Source organism: Erysipelatoclostridium sp. An173, assembly GCF_963931465.1.
Lineage (GTDB): Bacteria > Bacillota_I > Bacilli_A > Erysipelotrichales > Coprobacillaceae > Thomasclavelia > Thomasclavelia merdavium.
This window is the reverse complement of the sequence record NZ_OZ007017.1, coordinates 500,135-515,575: the sequence shown is the minus strand read 5'-3', so window position 1 is coordinate 515,575 and position 15,441 is coordinate 500,135. Positions and strand designations below refer to the sequence as shown.

24 protein-coding genes are annotated in these 15,441 nt (G+C 29.7%); 2 read left to right on the top strand and 22 right to left on the bottom strand.

What is annotated here, in order from left to right:
- Positions 1–47 precede the first annotated feature (47 nt).
- The 5 genes from ABGT36_RS02700 to ABGT36_RS02680 form a co-directional block, all read right to left on the bottom strand.
- Positions 48–1,499, bottom strand: a complete 1,452-nt coding sequence (locus tag ABGT36_RS02700) for a L,D-transpeptidase family protein (RefSeq protein WP_300630661.1) — start codon at positions 1,497–1,499, stop codon at positions 48–50.
- A gap of 257 nt (positions 1,500–1,756) precedes the next feature.
- Complete coding sequence (locus ABGT36_RS02695; RefSeq protein ID WP_346676681.1) at positions 1,757–2,269, bottom strand: N-acetyltransferase; 513 nt, start codon at positions 2,267–2,269, stop codon at positions 1,757–1,759.
- Positions 2,270–2,304: 35 nt separating this feature from the next.
- Positions 2,305–2,724: a DUF3788 domain-containing protein gene (locus ABGT36_RS02690; RefSeq protein WP_346676679.1), complete on the bottom strand. Its 420-nt coding sequence runs from the start codon at positions 2,722–2,724 to the stop codon at positions 2,305–2,307.
- 45 nt (positions 2,725–2,769) lie between these two features.
- On the bottom strand, positions 2,770–3,207 hold the full coding sequence (locus tag ABGT36_RS02685; RefSeq protein WP_346676677.1) for a cytidine deaminase: 438 nt from the start codon (positions 3,205–3,207) through the stop codon (positions 2,770–2,772).
- A gap of 37 nt (positions 3,208–3,244) precedes the next feature.
- Positions 3,245–4,132 carry a LysR family transcriptional regulator gene (locus tag ABGT36_RS02680; RefSeq protein ID WP_346676675.1) on the bottom strand — a complete coding sequence of 296 codons (888 nt, stop codon included), beginning with the start codon at positions 4,130–4,132 and terminating at the stop codon, positions 3,245–3,247.
- Positions 4,133–4,264: 132 nt separating this feature from the next.
- Between ABGT36_RS02680 and ABGT36_RS02675 the strand changes: the two genes are divergently transcribed.
- Positions 4,265–5,002, top strand: a complete 738-nt coding sequence (locus tag ABGT36_RS02675) for an SDR family oxidoreductase (RefSeq protein WP_346676674.1) — start codon at positions 4,265–4,267, stop codon at positions 5,000–5,002.
- A gap of 70 nt (positions 5,003–5,072) precedes the next feature.
- Here ABGT36_RS02675 and ABGT36_RS02670 read toward each other — a convergent pair whose 3' ends face one another.
- Entirely contained in the window at positions 5,073–5,528 is a 456-nt protein-coding gene (locus tag ABGT36_RS02670; protein ID WP_346676672.1) for a GNAT family N-acetyltransferase, read from the bottom strand.
- A gap of 222 nt (positions 5,529–5,750) precedes the next feature.
- Entirely contained in the window at positions 5,751–6,356 is a 606-nt protein-coding gene (locus ABGT36_RS02665; protein WP_346676671.1) for an SAP domain-containing protein, read from the bottom strand.
- A gap of 177 nt (positions 6,357–6,533) precedes the next feature.
- On the opposite strand from ABGT36_RS02665, the gene ABGT36_RS02660 reads away from it, so the two are divergent.
- Positions 6,534–7,403: a MerR family transcriptional regulator gene (locus ABGT36_RS02660; protein ID WP_087301615.1), complete on the top strand. Its 870-nt coding sequence runs from the start codon at positions 6,534–6,536 to the stop codon at positions 7,401–7,403.
- Positions 7,404–7,500: 97 nt separating this feature from the next.
- Here ABGT36_RS02660 and catA read toward each other — a convergent pair whose 3' ends face one another.
- From catA to ABGT36_RS02585, 15 genes are all read right to left on the bottom strand, one after another.
- On the bottom strand, positions 7,501–8,124 hold the full coding sequence (catA, locus tag ABGT36_RS02655) for a type A chloramphenicol O-acetyltransferase (protein ID WP_346676668.1): 624 nt from the start codon (positions 8,122–8,124) through the stop codon (positions 7,501–7,503).
- 956 nt (positions 8,125–9,080) lie between these two features.
- Entirely contained in the window at positions 9,081–9,260 is a 180-nt protein-coding gene (locus ABGT36_RS02650; RefSeq protein ID WP_346676666.1) for a hypothetical protein, read from the bottom strand.
- Positions 9,261–9,579: 319 nt separating this feature from the next.
- On the bottom strand, positions 9,580–9,741 hold the full coding sequence (locus ABGT36_RS02645) for a hypothetical protein (protein WP_346676665.1): 162 nt from the start codon (positions 9,739–9,741) through the stop codon (positions 9,580–9,582).
- On the bottom strand, positions 9,731–10,000 hold the full coding sequence (locus ABGT36_RS02640) for a hypothetical protein (RefSeq protein ID WP_346676664.1): 270 nt from the start codon (positions 9,998–10,000) through the stop codon (positions 9,731–9,733). Before ABGT36_RS02640 ends, ABGT36_RS02645 begins: the two co-directional genes overlap by 11 nt.
- An 11-nt stretch (positions 10,001–10,011) precedes the next feature.
- Positions 10,012–10,995, bottom strand: a complete 984-nt coding sequence (locus ABGT36_RS02635; protein ID WP_346676662.1) for an N-acetylmuramoyl-L-alanine amidase — start codon at positions 10,993–10,995, stop codon at positions 10,012–10,014.
- Position 10,996: 1 nt separating this feature from the next.
- Entirely contained in the window at positions 10,997–11,476 is a 480-nt protein-coding gene (locus ABGT36_RS02630; protein WP_346676660.1) for a phage holin family protein, read from the bottom strand.
- Positions 11,477–11,523: 47 nt separating this feature from the next.
- On the bottom strand, positions 11,524–11,880 hold the full coding sequence (locus tag ABGT36_RS02625) for a hypothetical protein (RefSeq protein ID WP_346676658.1): 357 nt from the start codon (positions 11,878–11,880) through the stop codon (positions 11,524–11,526).
- 19 nt (positions 11,881–11,899) lie between these two features.
- Entirely contained in the window at positions 11,900–12,217 is a 318-nt protein-coding gene (locus ABGT36_RS02620; protein ID WP_346676656.1) for a hypothetical protein, read from the bottom strand.
- Between the two features lie 26 nt (positions 12,218–12,243).
- Entirely contained in the window at positions 12,244–12,537 is a 294-nt protein-coding gene (locus ABGT36_RS02615; RefSeq protein ID WP_346676654.1) for a hypothetical protein, read from the bottom strand.
- A 176-nt stretch (positions 12,538–12,713) separates the two neighbouring features.
- Positions 12,714–13,064 (bottom strand): hypothetical protein, encoded by a 351-nt coding sequence (locus ABGT36_RS02610; protein ID WP_346676652.1) that lies wholly within the window; start codon positions 13,062–13,064, stop codon positions 12,714–12,716.
- 22 nt (positions 13,065–13,086) lie between these two features.
- The gene (locus ABGT36_RS02605) at positions 13,087–13,437 is read right to left on the bottom strand and encodes a hypothetical protein (RefSeq protein ID WP_346676650.1); all 351 of its coding nucleotides are present in this window, start codon (positions 13,435–13,437) and stop codon (positions 13,087–13,089) included.
- A gap of 166 nt (positions 13,438–13,603) precedes the next feature.
- On the bottom strand, positions 13,604–13,783 hold the full coding sequence (locus tag ABGT36_RS02600; protein ID WP_346676648.1) for a hypothetical protein: 180 nt from the start codon (positions 13,781–13,783) through the stop codon (positions 13,604–13,606).
- Between the two features lie 170 nt (positions 13,784–13,953).
- Positions 13,954–14,238, bottom strand: coding sequence for a hypothetical protein (locus tag ABGT36_RS02595; RefSeq protein ID WP_346676646.1), 285 nt, complete (start codon positions 14,236–14,238; stop codon positions 13,954–13,956).
- Positions 14,223–14,540, bottom strand: coding sequence for a PF13754 domain-containing protein (locus ABGT36_RS02590; protein WP_346676645.1), 318 nt, complete (start codon positions 14,538–14,540; stop codon positions 14,223–14,225). The genes ABGT36_RS02595 and ABGT36_RS02590 overlap by 16 nt, the downstream gene beginning before the upstream one ends.
- A gap of 2 nt (positions 14,541–14,542) precedes the next feature.
- Positions 14,543–15,433 (bottom strand): Ig-like domain-containing protein, encoded by an 891-nt coding sequence (locus ABGT36_RS02585; protein ID WP_346676643.1) that lies wholly within the window; start codon positions 15,431–15,433, stop codon positions 14,543–14,545.
- Between the last annotated feature and the right edge of the window lie 8 nt (positions 15,434–15,441).

The following is a 15,441-nucleotide window of genomic DNA, read 5'->3' as shown; positions in this document are numbered from 1 at the left end:
AATTATAATATTCCCCCTAAATAGAAAACAGTCTTATAAAAGACTGTTTAATAATAACATACTACAGGACAATTGATTTCAATATTTTCATACAACTGTCCAGCTACACTTGTAGGTAAATTGATACAGCCATGAGATCCATTATTCATATAAATATCGCCACCCCATCTTGAACGCCAGCTTGAAGAATCATGTAATCCAATTCCTTTATTAAATGGCATCCAATAAGAAACTGGTGTTTCATATTCATAAGTACCATCTGGTTTTTTAGTACCTCTTAAAGTACGATTTCTTTCCTTATTATATAAATAATAAGTTCCTGCTGGTGTGCGTCGTTCTGGATTATTGTATGTTCCTGAAACAATATCAGATTCTAAAATAATTGTTCCATTTTTGTGATACCACATATGCTGACCAGTTAAGTCAATTTCAACAAAAGTATTACCTAAACCACCATTTTCACCACCAGCATCACCGCCAGTTGTTACTGGGGTTCTAGTTGTTACTTTATTAGCATAGATATCTTCTAATAAACCAGTAACTTCTTTACTATTTTGAAGTCGTAATCCATAATTACCACCACTAACAGTAATTGTCCGATTATTAGCACCAACAAAAGTTCTAGTGCCACCAACACTATTGATTTTTTTAGCTAAGTCACTAACAAAATCAGTTGCTTTTTCTTTAAAAACTGCATCATCACGATAATAATTTCCATTTTCATCAATTGATAACCAGGTAATCAAAGTACTTCCATCTAAAACAACATCACCTGATCTTGTATTATATGTAATTGATGCTGAAGCATAATTAGTTGCTGCTTCATATAATTGCTGGATCGAAGCATCTGTTGCTTTAACACCAGGTTGAACATAACAGCTCTTTTCATCTAGATTTAGTTTATTTTTTCCTTCACTAAATGCTAACATTATTTCGCTAACCAGCTTATCTTGATCAATAGTAGATCCATATACTTCATCAACAATCGCAAATTGATTATTAGTATATTCTACTCGTGCATCAACTGGTGCCACCTGGGCATCAGTTTGAAGATGTGATAAAGAAGCTATCTGTTGTCTTAATACTGTTTCATCTACTTTAGCAAGATTATTAACTGAATTTTCAGATTTACCAAAGAATGCATTTATCCAAGAAAATGAACTTTGCTTTTTCAATATATCTTGAACATTATTATCCTTATTGTAAGTTACACCACATTCATTACCAGAAATAGATTCACTATTACCATCATTAAATTGAAGTTCTAATGTATAACCATTAACAAGCTTAGCTAATTCATCATTCGCTTCTTCAACAGTCAAACCACCAACATCAACCCCATTGATATAGGTATTTTTCAAAAATTTCTGATTGAAGTATAGACTTCCAATCAAATACACTGCGATTATAACTAATAACAAGCCTCCAATAATTAAAAACTCTTTTCTAGTTTTCAATTTTTTTAAAGGACTTTCCTTTTTCTTTGCAACATTATCCATAAAAAATCTCCCACTATCAGTATTTTTCTACTAAATTCTAGCATTTTCGTACTAATTGTCAACCAAAATAACTTAAAAGTATGGTATTTTTAAGATATTTTAATAAATATGTTTCAAATGAAGCTTATAATTATTGATATTTTAAATTCTGTTGATATTTTCAATATTAAATATCATATTAGTGATAAACTTAACATTATTCATTTATATAAAAACAACAAATATTAAAATTTGCTGTTCTACTTAAAAATATTTAACTATATTCCAAACTCTTTGGCATACTCAACAATACCAAAAATATTTACTGCTTTTTCATTTAATTTACAAGCCATAAAATTTTCACTTGGTACCTCAAATGAAGGCATTATTTCATAATTTATCGCTAGTAAATAACCCATTTTAGGATAATATTTCTCACTTCCAAGAACAATAGAATAATCATATCCTAAATCATTAGCAATTTTATGTCCTTCTTTAATTAACGTACTACCGATTCCTTTTCTTTGATATTCTGGTAAAACAGCTAACGGTGCTAATGCTAATTGAATACTGTCACCTATTTTAACTTTAGTAAACATAATATAGCCAACTATTTTTCCATTAGATGTTGCCACTAAAGATAACTCAGGAATAAAATTATCGCTCTTTCTTAATAAATCAACTAAATCATGTTCATTTCCATCACTATGTTCAGCACTTTCAAAAGCTGTTTTTACAACTTCATATACTTCTTTATAATCATTTTTATTTTCTTGTCTTATTTCTATCATTGTTACTTTCTCCTTATTTTTATCAATTATACTTGCTAAGAATTACGCCTTATATCGATTAACCGTAAAGTATCTTTATATACTTCATCATTATCTTTTAAATCAATCATAAGCCATCTTTGGTTATTTCCTTCTTTAGTATTGTGATATATTTCTTGAATACTATCACTAAGTTCATGCAAGATAAGTTGTGTCTGTTCCTTTTCTTTTTTACCAATTACAACCATAACGGTAAAATAATTTTTTCTAGGATAAATAGTACATAATGTTTTACCTGCCTTTTTAAATTTAATATTCCAGCCTTTTTCATAACTACATGAACTATATTCTATCTTTTCATTACATTTATATTTTGTTTTTATCTCTAGACAAAATTGTTTAAAAACCGGATTTTTTATATATTCATCTATTTCCTGTAAATTGGGGCAATAGTTTCTATCTTGTATTTCCAGCATCTTTTCACCTCAAATCAAAACTCATAACAATAAGAATTTATATTTTTACTTGTCTGTTTTTGAACTATTATACCTTTCTTCTCCCCACCACATTGGTACTAATTCACCAAGAGTTATTGTTTCTCTTTTATCGTAATCAACCATAATTTCCATATCTTTATTTTCTAATGATAACTGCATCAAAAACTCACGACAAGCGCCACAAGGCATCCCGCTGCCACCGCCATAAGGCGGTTTATCACGAAAAGCAATTAATCTTTTAATTACGGTTTGACCACTGTTAACATACATATTTAATGCTGCAACTCGTTCTGCACACAATGTTACAACATCACAACAGCTTTCAATACAAAATCCAGTATAAATTTCACCGTTTTTTGCCTCTATGGCACATACAACACCATGCGCATAAATAAAGGGAGTAATCTCTTGAGGGTGATATTGCTCCTTTGCTTTTAAATATAACTTTTCCCAAATATCCATTTTAAATCCTCCTATTTTATAAAATTAACTATATTTACTATCTTACTTCAAAATCTTCACTTCGATAATGAGTCCAATCAACATTAGCAATATTATCTTTTATTTTACTAATTTTTGGATATTCTTTTTTATTACATATTAAATAAAAAGAAAGCGTTGCTTCTTGATCGGTAATTGGAATATAGACCCTATCTTCATAAAGATGAAATCTAGGAATCGTCAAACTTGTTCTAAAAGTAAATAATGAAGATTGTTTTTGTAATATCTCATATAACTCGAGATCATCTTGAACAATAAAATGTGAATCAGGCATATTATTAACACAGACCTCATGCCAATAACCAGTATTACTATACTCTAAAAAATTATAACCATTCAACTCATTAAATGTGATCTCTTTTTTCGATGAAATCGGCTGATCACTAGTAGTAGAAATATTTAAAACTTCCTGACACATCTTAAAACATACCACATCGTCTTTTAAGATCGGATAATCTAATATAATTGCAGTATAATAATGATCATTTAAACCTTTAATTAGTTTTTCAGCATCAGACATAGTTTCATACCTAAAGGGTGTATCAGGATATTGTCGTTTCATCGTATATCTAAAAGCCCATAATGGCGCTGGAGCACAGGAACCAATTAACATATTCATATTTAAGTTATATTGGTTTTTTACTTTAGTTTGCAGTTTATCTACATCATTTAATATCTTTTTTCCATCAGCAACTATTATTTTTCCATATTCATTTAATACTAATCGATTATTAATACGGTCAAATATTTCCATTCCTAACTCTTTTTCTAGTGATTTTAATGAACGAGTTAATCCAGATTGTGAAATAAATAATTCATCAGCCGCTTTTAGCATCGTTCCACATTCTGCAATTTTTATTATATATCGTAGTTGTCTTAATTCCATATAGCGCTCCTTTCTATGTTTTGTAATCATATTATACTATGATTTATTATCATATACCTATGATTTTTAACAATTATTTTTTTAATTAAAGCTTTGCTAGAATGTAATTGTAAAAACAAGGAGGTATTTAAAATGAAAAACGTAGAAAACAAAGTTGTAATTATAACAGGAGCTACTTCAGGAATCGGAGAAGCTACTGCAAGAGTATTAGCCGCTAATGGTGCAAAAGTTGTATTAAGTGGAAGAAGAGAAGATCGTCTAGAAAAACTAGCTAGTGAATTAGGTTCTTGTGCTACATATCTTAAATCAGATGTTACAAATGTAGAAGATATGAAAGCTATTGTAAAATTAGCTAAAGAAAGATTTGGAAAAGTAGATGTATTATTTGCTAATGCTGGAATTATGCCAGCTGGTAACATGTCTGAATTAGATATTAACGGTTGGATGAACATGGTTGATATTAATATCAAAGGGGTATTAAATTCAATGTATGCCGTTATTCCTGAATTCTATGAACAAAATTCTGGACATGTCATTATTACATCATCAAGAGCTGGAACTACATTAGTACCAGGTAATGCAGTATATTGCGGAACTAAACATTTCGTAAAAGTAATGTTACAATCATTTAATTCAGAAACTAACCAGGAAGGTAAAAATATTCGTACAACTACAATCTATCCTGGAGCAATCAAAACTGAATTATTAAATACTGTAGCTGAAAATGATCATAAGAGAATGGTTGAAGGATTCTATGAACAATTCGGTTTACAACCTGAAACAATTGCTAATGCAGTATTATATGCAATTTCTCAACCAGATGGTGTTGATGTATCAGATTTAGTTGTTCGTCCAACATTTGAAGGTTAATAAAAATACTAGAAGGAGTGTATGAAAATACATCCTTCTTTTTTTATAAAACAAACTATAAAATATAGATTTATTTATGAATATACATCCTTATCATATTAGAATTCCCACCTTCTTTAACCATACCAAAAAATTCCCAGCCATAGCGTTCATAAAAACCAACATGGTCAGTGATAAGATATAAAGTATCAATTCCTTTATTTTTCATATCATCACATACATATTGTAACAAAGCACTAGCTATTCCATTGCACCGTTTATCTTCTTCGACATACAAGGCACAAATATTAGGAGCAAGATCTTTTCGATCATGAAAGTCATTTTCAATTACTCCTACTCCGCCAATAATTCTATTATTTTCAATCGCTACATACCATTGAGGTACTGCATCGATCTTTTTTAAACAATCTTTCATGCTTTCTTCATATAAAGCTAATGGAACACCCCATTTTTTGTTAAACCACTTTGCCATATGATCTAACATTTCTGGTTTATCTATCAAACGTACTATTTTATAATCAATCATAAATGATATCCCCCTAAGTATTTAACTATAATTTTTATTATTCTCTATTAGTATTTCTTTATAAAATCCACCCATTAATATCATTATTACACTACTTAATACTAAACTCTAAATATAAACGAAACTAAAAAACAAGAATTTAAATTAATAAAAAACACATTTTCAATAACAGAAGAAATAATACTTATTATATTAGCCCCTGCAATAACAAATAATATTTATTCAACCATCTAATTTATCTTTATATTTTAAAACCAAATCATATGTATAAATCTTTGGTAATGAAGATTCTTTTACTATTTGCCAAAGTATAGCTGCTGTTTTCATTTTATTTTTAAAATGCTCATTTCTTTTATCTTGGCAAAAATCTTTTAAAAATGTATTCCATTGACAAGATGAATTATCATATTTTGCATAATCTGATTTATGATAATATATTGCCAGCATATCACCAATTGTAAAATCATGATTTTGTTCATGTTTCACTTTACGCCATGCTGTTGCCATATCTGCTGTAAATTTAAAATTCTCAATTCCGGTTTGTTTTGAAAAAAATTGCCTAAATCTAGCGTTGAAAGAAAAACCACAATCTAATAAAGGACTATCCATAGTGATTTCCTTACAGCTATTTTTTATTACATGTTTTTTCTTTTTACTAATTAAATTACCCTTAAAATATTCTTCAATATTATAATTCAATTCCTGTTTTGTTCCAGTATGATCAATATTAAGTTCTTTACATATTTTAGATAATTCCTGACGATACCAATAATACTTTTTAAACTCATCATAAGATTTAATCATTTTAAATTCAGGTCGCTTACTCATATATTTTTATCCATCCCATAATCAAATTTATCTACTAATTTATTATACTATATTCATTTTTAAATCATAGCTACTATAAAAAGTGTATAATAAATAAAAAATATAAAATTATTATCTAAAAGTATTGACTGTATTGTTAGCATATAGTGTTTAATTTAAGCCAAGGAAGTGATAAATATGAAAACTCATGACGTTGAACAGTTACTTGGCATTACCAAACAAGCATTAATTTATTATGAAAAAGAAGGCTTGATAAAACCGACAAGAAACAAAAATAATTATCGTGAATATAATCAAAACGATATTGAATTATTACAATTGATTTTAACGCTTAGATCAATGGGGATTTCTATTGATGATATTAAATTAATATTATCTGGTGATTTATCAATACGCTATTGCTTAAAAAATAAACAAGAATACTTTCAACAAGAAAAAAAGAAAATTGAAATTATCGAAAATAAAATAACCGATTATATTAAAAGAACAAAAGTAACTATAGTTAATCCTAAAAAAGATGCAGAAGATAATGGTTATATAGGTTTATATTATCTAGATGATCAAATAAAATTCGATCAAAATATAATTGCAGTTAAAGATATTAAATCGATTAATATTTCATTATGTTGCTCTAAAGGTGAAGATGGTCGCTATTATGGTATTTACAATTTATATTTTGTTTATCTTGATATTAATACAAATTATGATACTTATTCTTTGCAATTAATGAATAATAGTGAAGTATCCAATTTATTTAGCTATCTATCATCTTTAGATATAAGTATTGATGATTCTTTAAACTTAATGGATATTTATTTTAAAACTAAAGATCCAATGGAATTATATAAAATATTAAATAGAAATTTTAGAAAATGGCAAAAGGAATATAATCTAGAAATAAAAGATTCTTATTGGTCAATTGTACAAAATACTTATATAAAACCATTACAAAATTTAGATAGTACAAATATCCCAACATTTAAAGAGCAACTAAAATTGGTAGCAAATGGCTATATTAATATTGTAAAAAATGGATTTAAAAAATAAATTCTCATAAAAAATAACTATCTTTAGCTCTACTAAAAATAGTTATTTTTTCATTATTCATAAATTCATTTTCTAAAATTTAACCAATCTTAAATCTTTAACTATTTATTAATTCCTGCAATTCATTTATAAAACGACAAAGATGAAAACCATCACAAACAGCATGATGAACTTGAATTGCTAAAGGTAGTAAGATTCTTCCATTTTCTTCATAATACTTTCCCATCGTAAAAATAGGCAATAAATAATCATATCCCTTTTGTAAATTCAAATTAAATCCTTCAAATGATACCCAAGGTATCATTGACACAGTAAAACAATTATCAGGAACATCAGGTTTTCCAAACATCCCTTTTTGGTTTCCATATTGGCGAAGATCATCTTCATACATTTTGTAAAATTCTTCATAATCTTTACAATAGACTGTCCAAAGATTAGAAAAAGTTTCTGTATCTTTATGAAATATAGTATAACAAGGCAACATTTCATCATATACCCCTAATTCATTATCCTTATTAAAAGTAATTCTAAATTCAACATGACGATTTACAATAGTTGTAAGATAATAAAGCATCGCAGGATATAATTTCTTTTTACTTTCTATAATTTTCGTAATATCCAATTTAGTAGTCATACTATATGTACAAGGAACATTTGAAAAGTAATGTTCAAAATATTCTTTACGGGACCAGTTTTCTCTATCAATTATCTTAAATGCCATTTTTCATAACTCCTAATCATTAAAATATTTCTTAAAATTATTATATCTTACCAATTGTTAATAATAAAATAAAAACAACTAACAAGGCTAATTCAATATTATTTTTAGTAAGCTGCTTAATTGAAAATCTAAGCTTAATTTCTAATATTTTTACTACAACAAAACTTTCCCATTATTATCTTCCAACTCAAAAAAGACAATTTTAAATTGCCTCTTATATTAATCTAATCTATGATTCTTACATTGTTTGCAATACCGTACTTTTTAGCAACAGCTATTTTTGATTCATCAGATAATCAAATACATATTGAATTACTTCCTATTTAAATTCATCTGCAAATGTTGGTTTGGTTATTGTTATATACCTCTTTCCTATTTTTGATTTAAGCTTATGACATTGTACCATATACTAACTAGTCCGTTTTTATTCTAACATCAACATCTATCAAAAATTAATCAGCTTAAAAAAATATGTAAAAATATGTGTTAACACTAAATAAAGTATACTTGATTTTAACTAGAACATACTATATAATATCTATAGGCAAAAATCGTAAAGATGCCATAGAAACGAAAAAAGGAACGCTGCAACGTTCCTTTTTTTATGCTCTGCTATTGCTTGCTATTTCTATCGAGCCATTTACAGATAAGATGGCAAATCACACCTGCTATGATAGAAGTTAAAATCGTAAAGATTGCCCCCATAGAAACTCACCTCCTTTACCTATTGAATGGAGGTGCAATAGCAAGTGCATTATAGCATAATTATAACTTTTTTTTATATACCAACTTATTTCTATCTTTTAGCAAAAAATTCGACACTACTGATTCAATATTACTTTTAGTAAGCTTCTTAATTAAAAATCCAAGCTCAATTTCTAATATTTTTACTACAACAAAACTTTCCTATTATTATCTTCCAACTCAAAAAAGACAATTTTAAATTGCCTCTTATATTAATCTAATCTATGATTCTTACATTGTTTGCATATATTTTCAAAATCATCATTATCAAAAATTTCACTAGGTGCTATTAATTTTGGAGAAGTACCATCAACAACTGTATGTATTTCAAAACATGTGTAAAGATCAATTTCCTGATCTTTCATAAGCGAACATCTTACCTTCTCAGCCATTTTAACACCTCCAGATACAGTTAATAAAACTGTACTACTAAAATTTTAATATTTTTGCCTATTATAAAAAATTTCTATTAATTATCATATCAGATATTTTCTTCGCTATAATCATCATTAACAACAGGATATCCTTAATTCTATCTTTTCAACAATAATTATAACATTTATAAATTAAAAAAACACTGATGTTATCAGTGTAATCAACTATTGGTGGAGATGAACCAAACCGTACCTTAGGACAGTTTATTATATCATCACAAGCATTACGCAGCACCATATATAAAATTATAGTATAAAAATCCTAGAGCGTCAAACCCTAGGATTTTTCAATATATTTATTATTAATGTAATATTGTTTGTGGTTTTTATCTTCAATAACACTAATAAACTTGCCGTCCAATATCAACCAATATTTCTGGTCTACTGATAGTTTCTTAGCGGCTATTGTTTCTGCGTGTTCCTTTAATTTAATAATCATAATAGACTCCCATCTGATTCTGGAGTTCTTCACTCAGCTCGAAATATTTTCTATACTGTTTTTTTAAATATTCATTATTTTCCAGCAAAAAATCATTATTATCTTCCAATCTTTTATTTTCTTTTTCTAATTCAACAATCTCTTCTTTATTAGTTTTCGTATTAATTTTTATTTGTTGAACATAGATAACCAACAATAAATTAGCTAACAACGATAATGTTAGAATAGAAAAAATAATTCTTTTTGCTTTTAGTGTCATAAGCTACACCTCTATACATTCATTAAAGATTTAATAGTGTTTTTACCAGCAATACCGTCCACTTTTAAACCAGCATCACTTTGATATTGTTTAACTGCACTTTCTAATCCAGAGCCAAAAATTCCAGGGCATTCTACTCCACTTGGATTATAACCTCTTAACATTAATAAAATTTCAACCGCAGTGATCATATATTGAGTTTCGCCACGTTTTACATAGTGATTTCCTAATGCTTTATTAGATTTAGATCCCCAAATTCCATCCACTGCTAAACCAGAACCATAATCTAGATTCATAGCATTTTGCACGCAACGAATAGCATTTGCTTTTGTCTTACTTCCCCAAATACCGTCTACTGCAATAGAATTACCTGTAAAATTTATACTATGTTGCTGTCCTGCTTTGATAATATCTTTAGAAGCATTTGCTACTCCATTATTTACATTATCTACAGCTGTATTTCCCTCGCTCGCAGTACCGTTGTTAACATCAACTACTGCATTATAAATTGCTTGTGCAATAGCATCAGCACCTACTGTTAAATAATAATTCGCATCATCCGTATCAACAAAACAAACTTCGATCAGCATTGATTTTGCTTTTGTTTTTCTAATGACATAAAGCCCTGTACCTGCTTTAACGCCTCTATTTTTGAAACCTAGAGCTGCAATATTCGCACAAGTTTCAAGTGCATCTGCAAATTGACGTCCTTCGTATGTATAAGTTTCTACACCTCGTCCGCCTCCAGCATTGAAATGAATACTAATAAAATAATCTAAATCCTGTCGATTTGCTAAATTTACAGCTTGAGATAGATAAGCATTTTGAGAACTAGCACTATTAATTGTACAATCTACAACTGTATGCCCATTTGCTCTAAATTTATCCATTAATTTATATCCAACATTTCTTGTTTCGTCACTTTCAACAATACGTCCAACTGCCCCACTACCTGGTCCTGATTTTGTATGTCCACAATTAATCCCGAATTTCATATTATTCTTCCTCCTCATTTTCGTTTTCTTTATTAATAATTTTGTCTGCTACTTCTAAACCATTTATCAAAATAGCTGGTACATTAAACCCAGCTTCAACAAAATTTTCAACAATACTTCTTGCTTCATTGACCAGCAAACTTGCTAAAACAAACCATCCTAATAATGTTGTTACACCTAGATCAATTCCTAACGTATCTCCTAGTTCAATAAAAATCGCAGATAACGCAAAAGAAACCATGATCATTAGCCAGTAGCCGATTTTCTTTAAAACTCCTTGCCATCCTTTGACTGAATTTTCTTTTTTAGCAATCCGTGATTTCATCCACCCGGTAATCCAGTCGATTACATTTAGAAGTAAAAATACCGCAAATAACAACCAGTGCTTACCAAAAATAAAACTAAAAAAAGCAATAATGCCTCCAACTATCGCATTATAAGCATCCATATAATTCAAATTATTTAAGACCATTTTTTTCATTTTCCTCACCTTCATATAATATAAAAAAAGGCATTTTTTAGATGCCTTTACTCTAATATGACTGTTACACTGCCGACAAATTGAACCTGATTATCATATGCAGAGTGTATTGCTTTTATTCTACCTTCCTTTGTAACTGAACAACAAGCGTATCCAACTGGTGTGTTAGCTACTCTTAATATTGCTCCACCTTCAAATTCCATATTTTTATTAAAATATGGGGCAGTAGCTAATGCACTTGTTGCTGCGCTTATAGATGAAGTTACAAAATCTATTGTATATATTACAATTTTCCCACGTTTTACATATGTAATTGATCCAACCGCACTTTCTACAGTGCCACGTTCAATAGGAAAAATTTCATTTCCATTTTTATCTACTAATTTTCCATTTGTATTTGGCATAATCGCCCATTTACTAACACTAAAAGGAAACGATTTGAACCCAGCTGGTTTGTGATACTCCTTCTTCATTAAATCGCATTGCATAAATTCCAGTTCTGTCAAATGCGATTTTGAATATACTTGTATCATTATCACCATCATTTCTAAACTCGGTTGGTTTGTAAATATTCAAAACTGTACCTGCCCAATCTGTTGGTGCGCCTGTGGCATAACTTCCATAAGCGTATAACCCAGTTTCAAAAGTATCGTATTGAACATTATTAACTTTCTTCTTATAAACAAGTAATCTAACTAAATCTAATAAAATGTTTCCTTCATTATCTTTAAATTTGCTCATATTTTTAGCAAATAGCTTGCATATGACTAATTCTTATATTTAACTAAAAAATCCAACGGCATAGCGTGGCCATTTACAAATCCACTGCCCTTAGCGATAAAACAAACAGTCTTAGGATCGTTGTTCCAGTTAAGCTGAGCATAATATCTATCTATTTGGTCCCTGGGATTCGTTGGGGTTCCTCTTAAGGAAAATATAATATTTTCTACTTCTTTTTCTAAAGTAACTGCCTGCGAAAGAGTGCTGGCATCCTGATAAAATAAAGTCGTAGTTCCTATTTCCAATAACGTTTGATTTGTAGAATTTTTGAATTTAGTCATATACCCACCTCCAAAAAGGTGTGTAGCTATTTAGCTGCACCTCCTCTTTGGTTAGTAGTAGGGGTATAAGATACTGTGTTAGTAAACAGTACCCCCCCCCGCAAGAATTTTTACTGATTTTATCATTATTTTTTACCTCTCTTTCTTTATTTTAGAGAGGTCTTTTTTAGTGCCTTTTAATAACCAATTACTCTATATATAGTTACTTCATTTCCTGCACTTGCTCCGCCTATAGCCTGACTAGTTCCTGTCAATCGCACATTTTTACCTTCAAAATCCATTTGACAGCGATAAATTGTAGTTACGCCACTGATTGTTTGTGCACTGCTTAAGTGCATTCTAGCAGATTTTGAAGTAATCATTTTATCACTACACTGACCTAAGCTAGGATGCGGACGATAGATAACTTCTATATAATCATAATTGTCATATTCATCATTCAAAATAAAATCACTGGTAGTATCGCCATCGTATAAAACAGTCCCAGCTAATATTTTGTTTCCATTTTTATCTGTAAATCTACCCATGTAGGCATTTAGAAATGCTGGTCTAATATCTACCCCATATTTCTTTTAAGGTCACTGTACTGTTGTTATTTTCATTTGACCATAAAATGCTGTTAAAAAATAAATTCTTATTTGATTCTGTGTACACCATTTCGGAAAAATAAACAGTTTGATATGCATTAACTGCGCACCCATCACTCAAATATTGATGATTTATAATGGGAGCTATACAAAAACAATTTTTGTCATTTCTTTCATAAACAAAAATAAGTTCCTTAAATTCAAAAGGATTCTGATTTAACGTTACGTTACCAGAATAACCCGAAGTAGTACCGTTCCATAGTAATTTATCTTTTAAAATTTCATTACCATTTTTATCTACTAATTTAGACATTAGACCACCGTGACAAGTCTAAATGCTTGTCACCACACTTTCTTTTACAATTAAAAAGGCACTTAAAAAGTACCTCTTTAATAATTGTATAAATTTGTTGTATACCCGTGTGTGTGTGTGTGTGTGTACAACGCACCCGAGCGTTTTAAAGTTTTAAACATTTTAATTAATCCTCCTCATAATATACTGCATCATTTAAAGATGTATCATGTTCTGATAATACATCTATCGTATTATTAATCTTTTGTGCAACAGTTTTGATTTCATCCCAGACCTGCCTAATATCAGCAGGATCAGACATATCAATCTCTGGAACAATGATTTTATCCGGTATCTCAACTGCCATTTATAAGATCACTCCATTTCTCATAATTATCATACAAACTTTGCCATGTGTAATTTTTTGCTAAGAAATCCCATGTATTGATAGAAACTCTTATAATAAAATTCTCACCGACATTTACGGTTTGTTTAGTCATTTCTACATTTAGAATTAAATATTTGCTTCCGGGCATGTTATTTTACCTCCAGGTCCAATACATCTATTAAAGTTTCATCTGCTATCACATACTCGCAGTAAACTTTATATTTTGCCTTTTCTAATTTTGTCGTATCAATTGTAAAAATGATATCATGTTCGTTAATAGACGGAGTTATCTCTAATGCAACTGTAGCATATTGTTTTATCTCTACATTTGCTCTTAGGATAGAGAATTCTTCATCTAGACAGCTTTTAACTTCTAGAGTTACTTTTCTAATTTCACCCTTATAAAATTTTAATTTATCTACACTGCATTGCATTTGCACACATCCTTTACGCTTAAATTAAATCTGGTATTTTCATACATTTGAACATGAAAATTATCTTTGATACGACAATAAAAATTAGATACTAAAGGCATCATATGAATACCGTTTGTATCTACTACAAACAAAGCTTTAGACATATATGCCTGATTTCCTGCTAGATCCCATGCGTATATATCAACATAATATTCACCAATGGCAATGGAAGGCATAGAGCCTTTCCATAAACCATCATTTTTATCTAATTCTAATATAACTTCAAACTGCGGATTTTTAGCTATTACTCGATTAACCATAATTAATCCGTAATTTCTACCGCTAGAACATATGTGCTACCGGCATCTACAGGGTTTGGAGTGATAGAAACACTTTGAATAACAGGTGGATTAGTATCTAGATTGACTGTTCTTACTACTTCTGTAGTTACTCCTGCCGCACTTGTTGCCAAGAACGTTAATGTATTAGCCCCTTGGGCAGATAATGTAACACTTCCGCTAAATGAACCGCCAGAAATAGAGATATTTTGCGCTTGTCCATTTCCAACTTTTACTGTTAAAGTATCTGCATCTGTAGTACCACTGTATTGTACAGTTGTATTATTTGTCCAAACGTTGTTGGTTGGAGAATCAACAGATAAGTTAGGTGCTGTTGCTAATACATTAAATGTAACTGTTGCTGGATCATCTGCATTCCCATCATTGTCGCTTGCATTGACTGTGATAGTATGCTCTCCGTCGTCAAGCGGTTCTGATGGAGTGTATGTAAACTGATATCCGTCTTCGATGCTGGAATTTTGTAATCCAGTTACATCTTTATTATCAATTTTTAACTTGACAGATGCTAAATTTACACCAGAATCATTATCGGTAACTTTAAACACGATTTGCGGTTTATTCTGAGCAGTCAACTGCCCTTCGGTTGGACTGATAATCTCAATTACCGGTGCAACTTTTTCTTTTACAACTAATTTCAAACTATCACCTAGAGTAGGATCAGTATCATTTTTTGTTGTAACATTATCAGCCATATCTGTTACTTTAACCTCAACTGGATAATAATGATCATCATTGTTGTTAAAGCTGGAAGTCGCCGGAGCTGTAATTGTAGCTTCATACTTACCAGTTCCAGAATTAAGAGTTAATGTATACTCCTGTCCGTTTATTGTCGCTTTTACACTTTTTATTGCCATATATTCTC

Coding starts and splice junctions, on each gene's coding strand:
- ABGT36_RS02660 (WP_087301615.1), top strand. CDS start 6,534: ATGAAAACTCATGACGTTGAACAGTTACTTGGCATTACCAAACAAGCA.
- ABGT36_RS02700 (WP_300630661.1), bottom strand. CDS start 1,499: ATGGATAATGTTGCAAAGAAAAAGGAAAGTCCTTTAAAAAAATTGAAA.
- ABGT36_RS02610 (WP_346676652.1), bottom strand. CDS start 13,064: ATGGGTAGATTTACAGATAAAAATGGAAACAAAATATTAGCTGGGACT.
- ABGT36_RS02685 (WP_346676677.1), bottom strand. CDS start 3,207: ATGGATATTTGGGAAAAGTTATATTTAAAAGCAAAGGAGCAATATCAC.
- ABGT36_RS02665 (WP_346676671.1), bottom strand. CDS start 6,356: ATGAGTAAGCGACCTGAATTTAAAATGATTAAATCTTATGATGAGTTT.
- ABGT36_RS02585 (WP_346676643.1), bottom strand. CDS start 15,433: ATGGCAATAAAAAGTGTAAAAGCGACAATAAACGGACAGGAGTATACA.
- ABGT36_RS02675 (WP_346676674.1), top strand. CDS start 4,265: ATGAAAAACGTAGAAAACAAAGTTGTAATTATAACAGGAGCTACTTCA.
- ABGT36_RS02690 (WP_346676679.1), bottom strand. CDS start 2,724: ATGCTGGAAATACAAGATAGAAACTATTGCCCCAATTTACAGGAAATA.
- ABGT36_RS02635 (WP_346676662.1), bottom strand. CDS start 10,995: ATGAAATTCGGGATTAATTGTGGACATACAAAATCAGGACCAGGTAGT.
- ABGT36_RS02620 (WP_346676656.1), bottom strand. CDS start 12,217: ATGAGCAAATTTAAAGATAATGAAGGAAACATTTTATTAGATTTAGTT.
- ABGT36_RS02595 (WP_346676646.1), bottom strand. CDS start 14,238: ATGCAATGCAGTGTAGATAAATTAAAATTTTATAAGGGTGAAATTAGA.
- ABGT36_RS02615 (WP_346676654.1), bottom strand. CDS start 12,537: ATGACTAAATTCAAAAATTCTACAAATCAAACGTTATTGGAAATAGGA.
- ABGT36_RS02605 (WP_346676650.1), bottom strand. CDS start 13,437: ATGTCTAAATTAGTAGATAAAAATGGTAATGAAATTTTAAAAGATAAA.
- ABGT36_RS02630 (WP_346676660.1), bottom strand. CDS start 11,476: ATGAAAAAAATGGTCTTAAATAATTTGAATTATATGGATGCTTATAAT.
- catA (WP_346676668.1), bottom strand. CDS start 8,124: ATGGCATTTAAGATAATTGATAGAGAAAACTGGTCCCGTAAAGAATAT.
- ABGT36_RS02670 (WP_346676672.1), bottom strand. CDS start 5,528: ATGATTGATTATAAAATAGTACGTTTGATAGATAAACCAGAAATGTTA.
- ABGT36_RS02640 (WP_346676664.1), bottom strand. CDS start 10,000: ATGACACTAAAAGCAAAAAGAATTATTTTTTCTATTCTAACATTATCG.
- ABGT36_RS02625 (WP_346676658.1), bottom strand. CDS start 11,880: ATGCCAAATACAAATGGAAAATTAGTAGATAAAAATGGAAATGAAATT.
- ABGT36_RS02695 (WP_346676681.1), bottom strand. CDS start 2,269: ATGATAGAAATAAGACAAGAAAATAAAAATGATTATAAAGAAGTATAT.
- ABGT36_RS02600 (WP_346676648.1), bottom strand. CDS start 13,783: ATGGCAGTTGAGATACCGGATAAAATCATTGTTCCAGAGATTGATATG.
- ABGT36_RS02650 (WP_346676666.1), bottom strand. CDS start 9,260: ATGGCTGAGAAGGTAAGATGTTCGCTTATGAAAGATCAGGAAATTGAT.
- ABGT36_RS02645 (WP_346676665.1), bottom strand. CDS start 9,741: ATGATTATTAAATTAAAGGAACACGCAGAAACAATAGCCGCTAAGAAA.
- ABGT36_RS02680 (WP_346676675.1), bottom strand. CDS start 4,132: ATGGAATTAAGACAACTACGATATATAATAAAAATTGCAGAATGTGGA.
- ABGT36_RS02590 (WP_346676645.1), bottom strand. CDS start 14,540: ATGGTTAATCGAGTAATAGCTAAAAATCCGCAGTTTGAAGTTATATTA.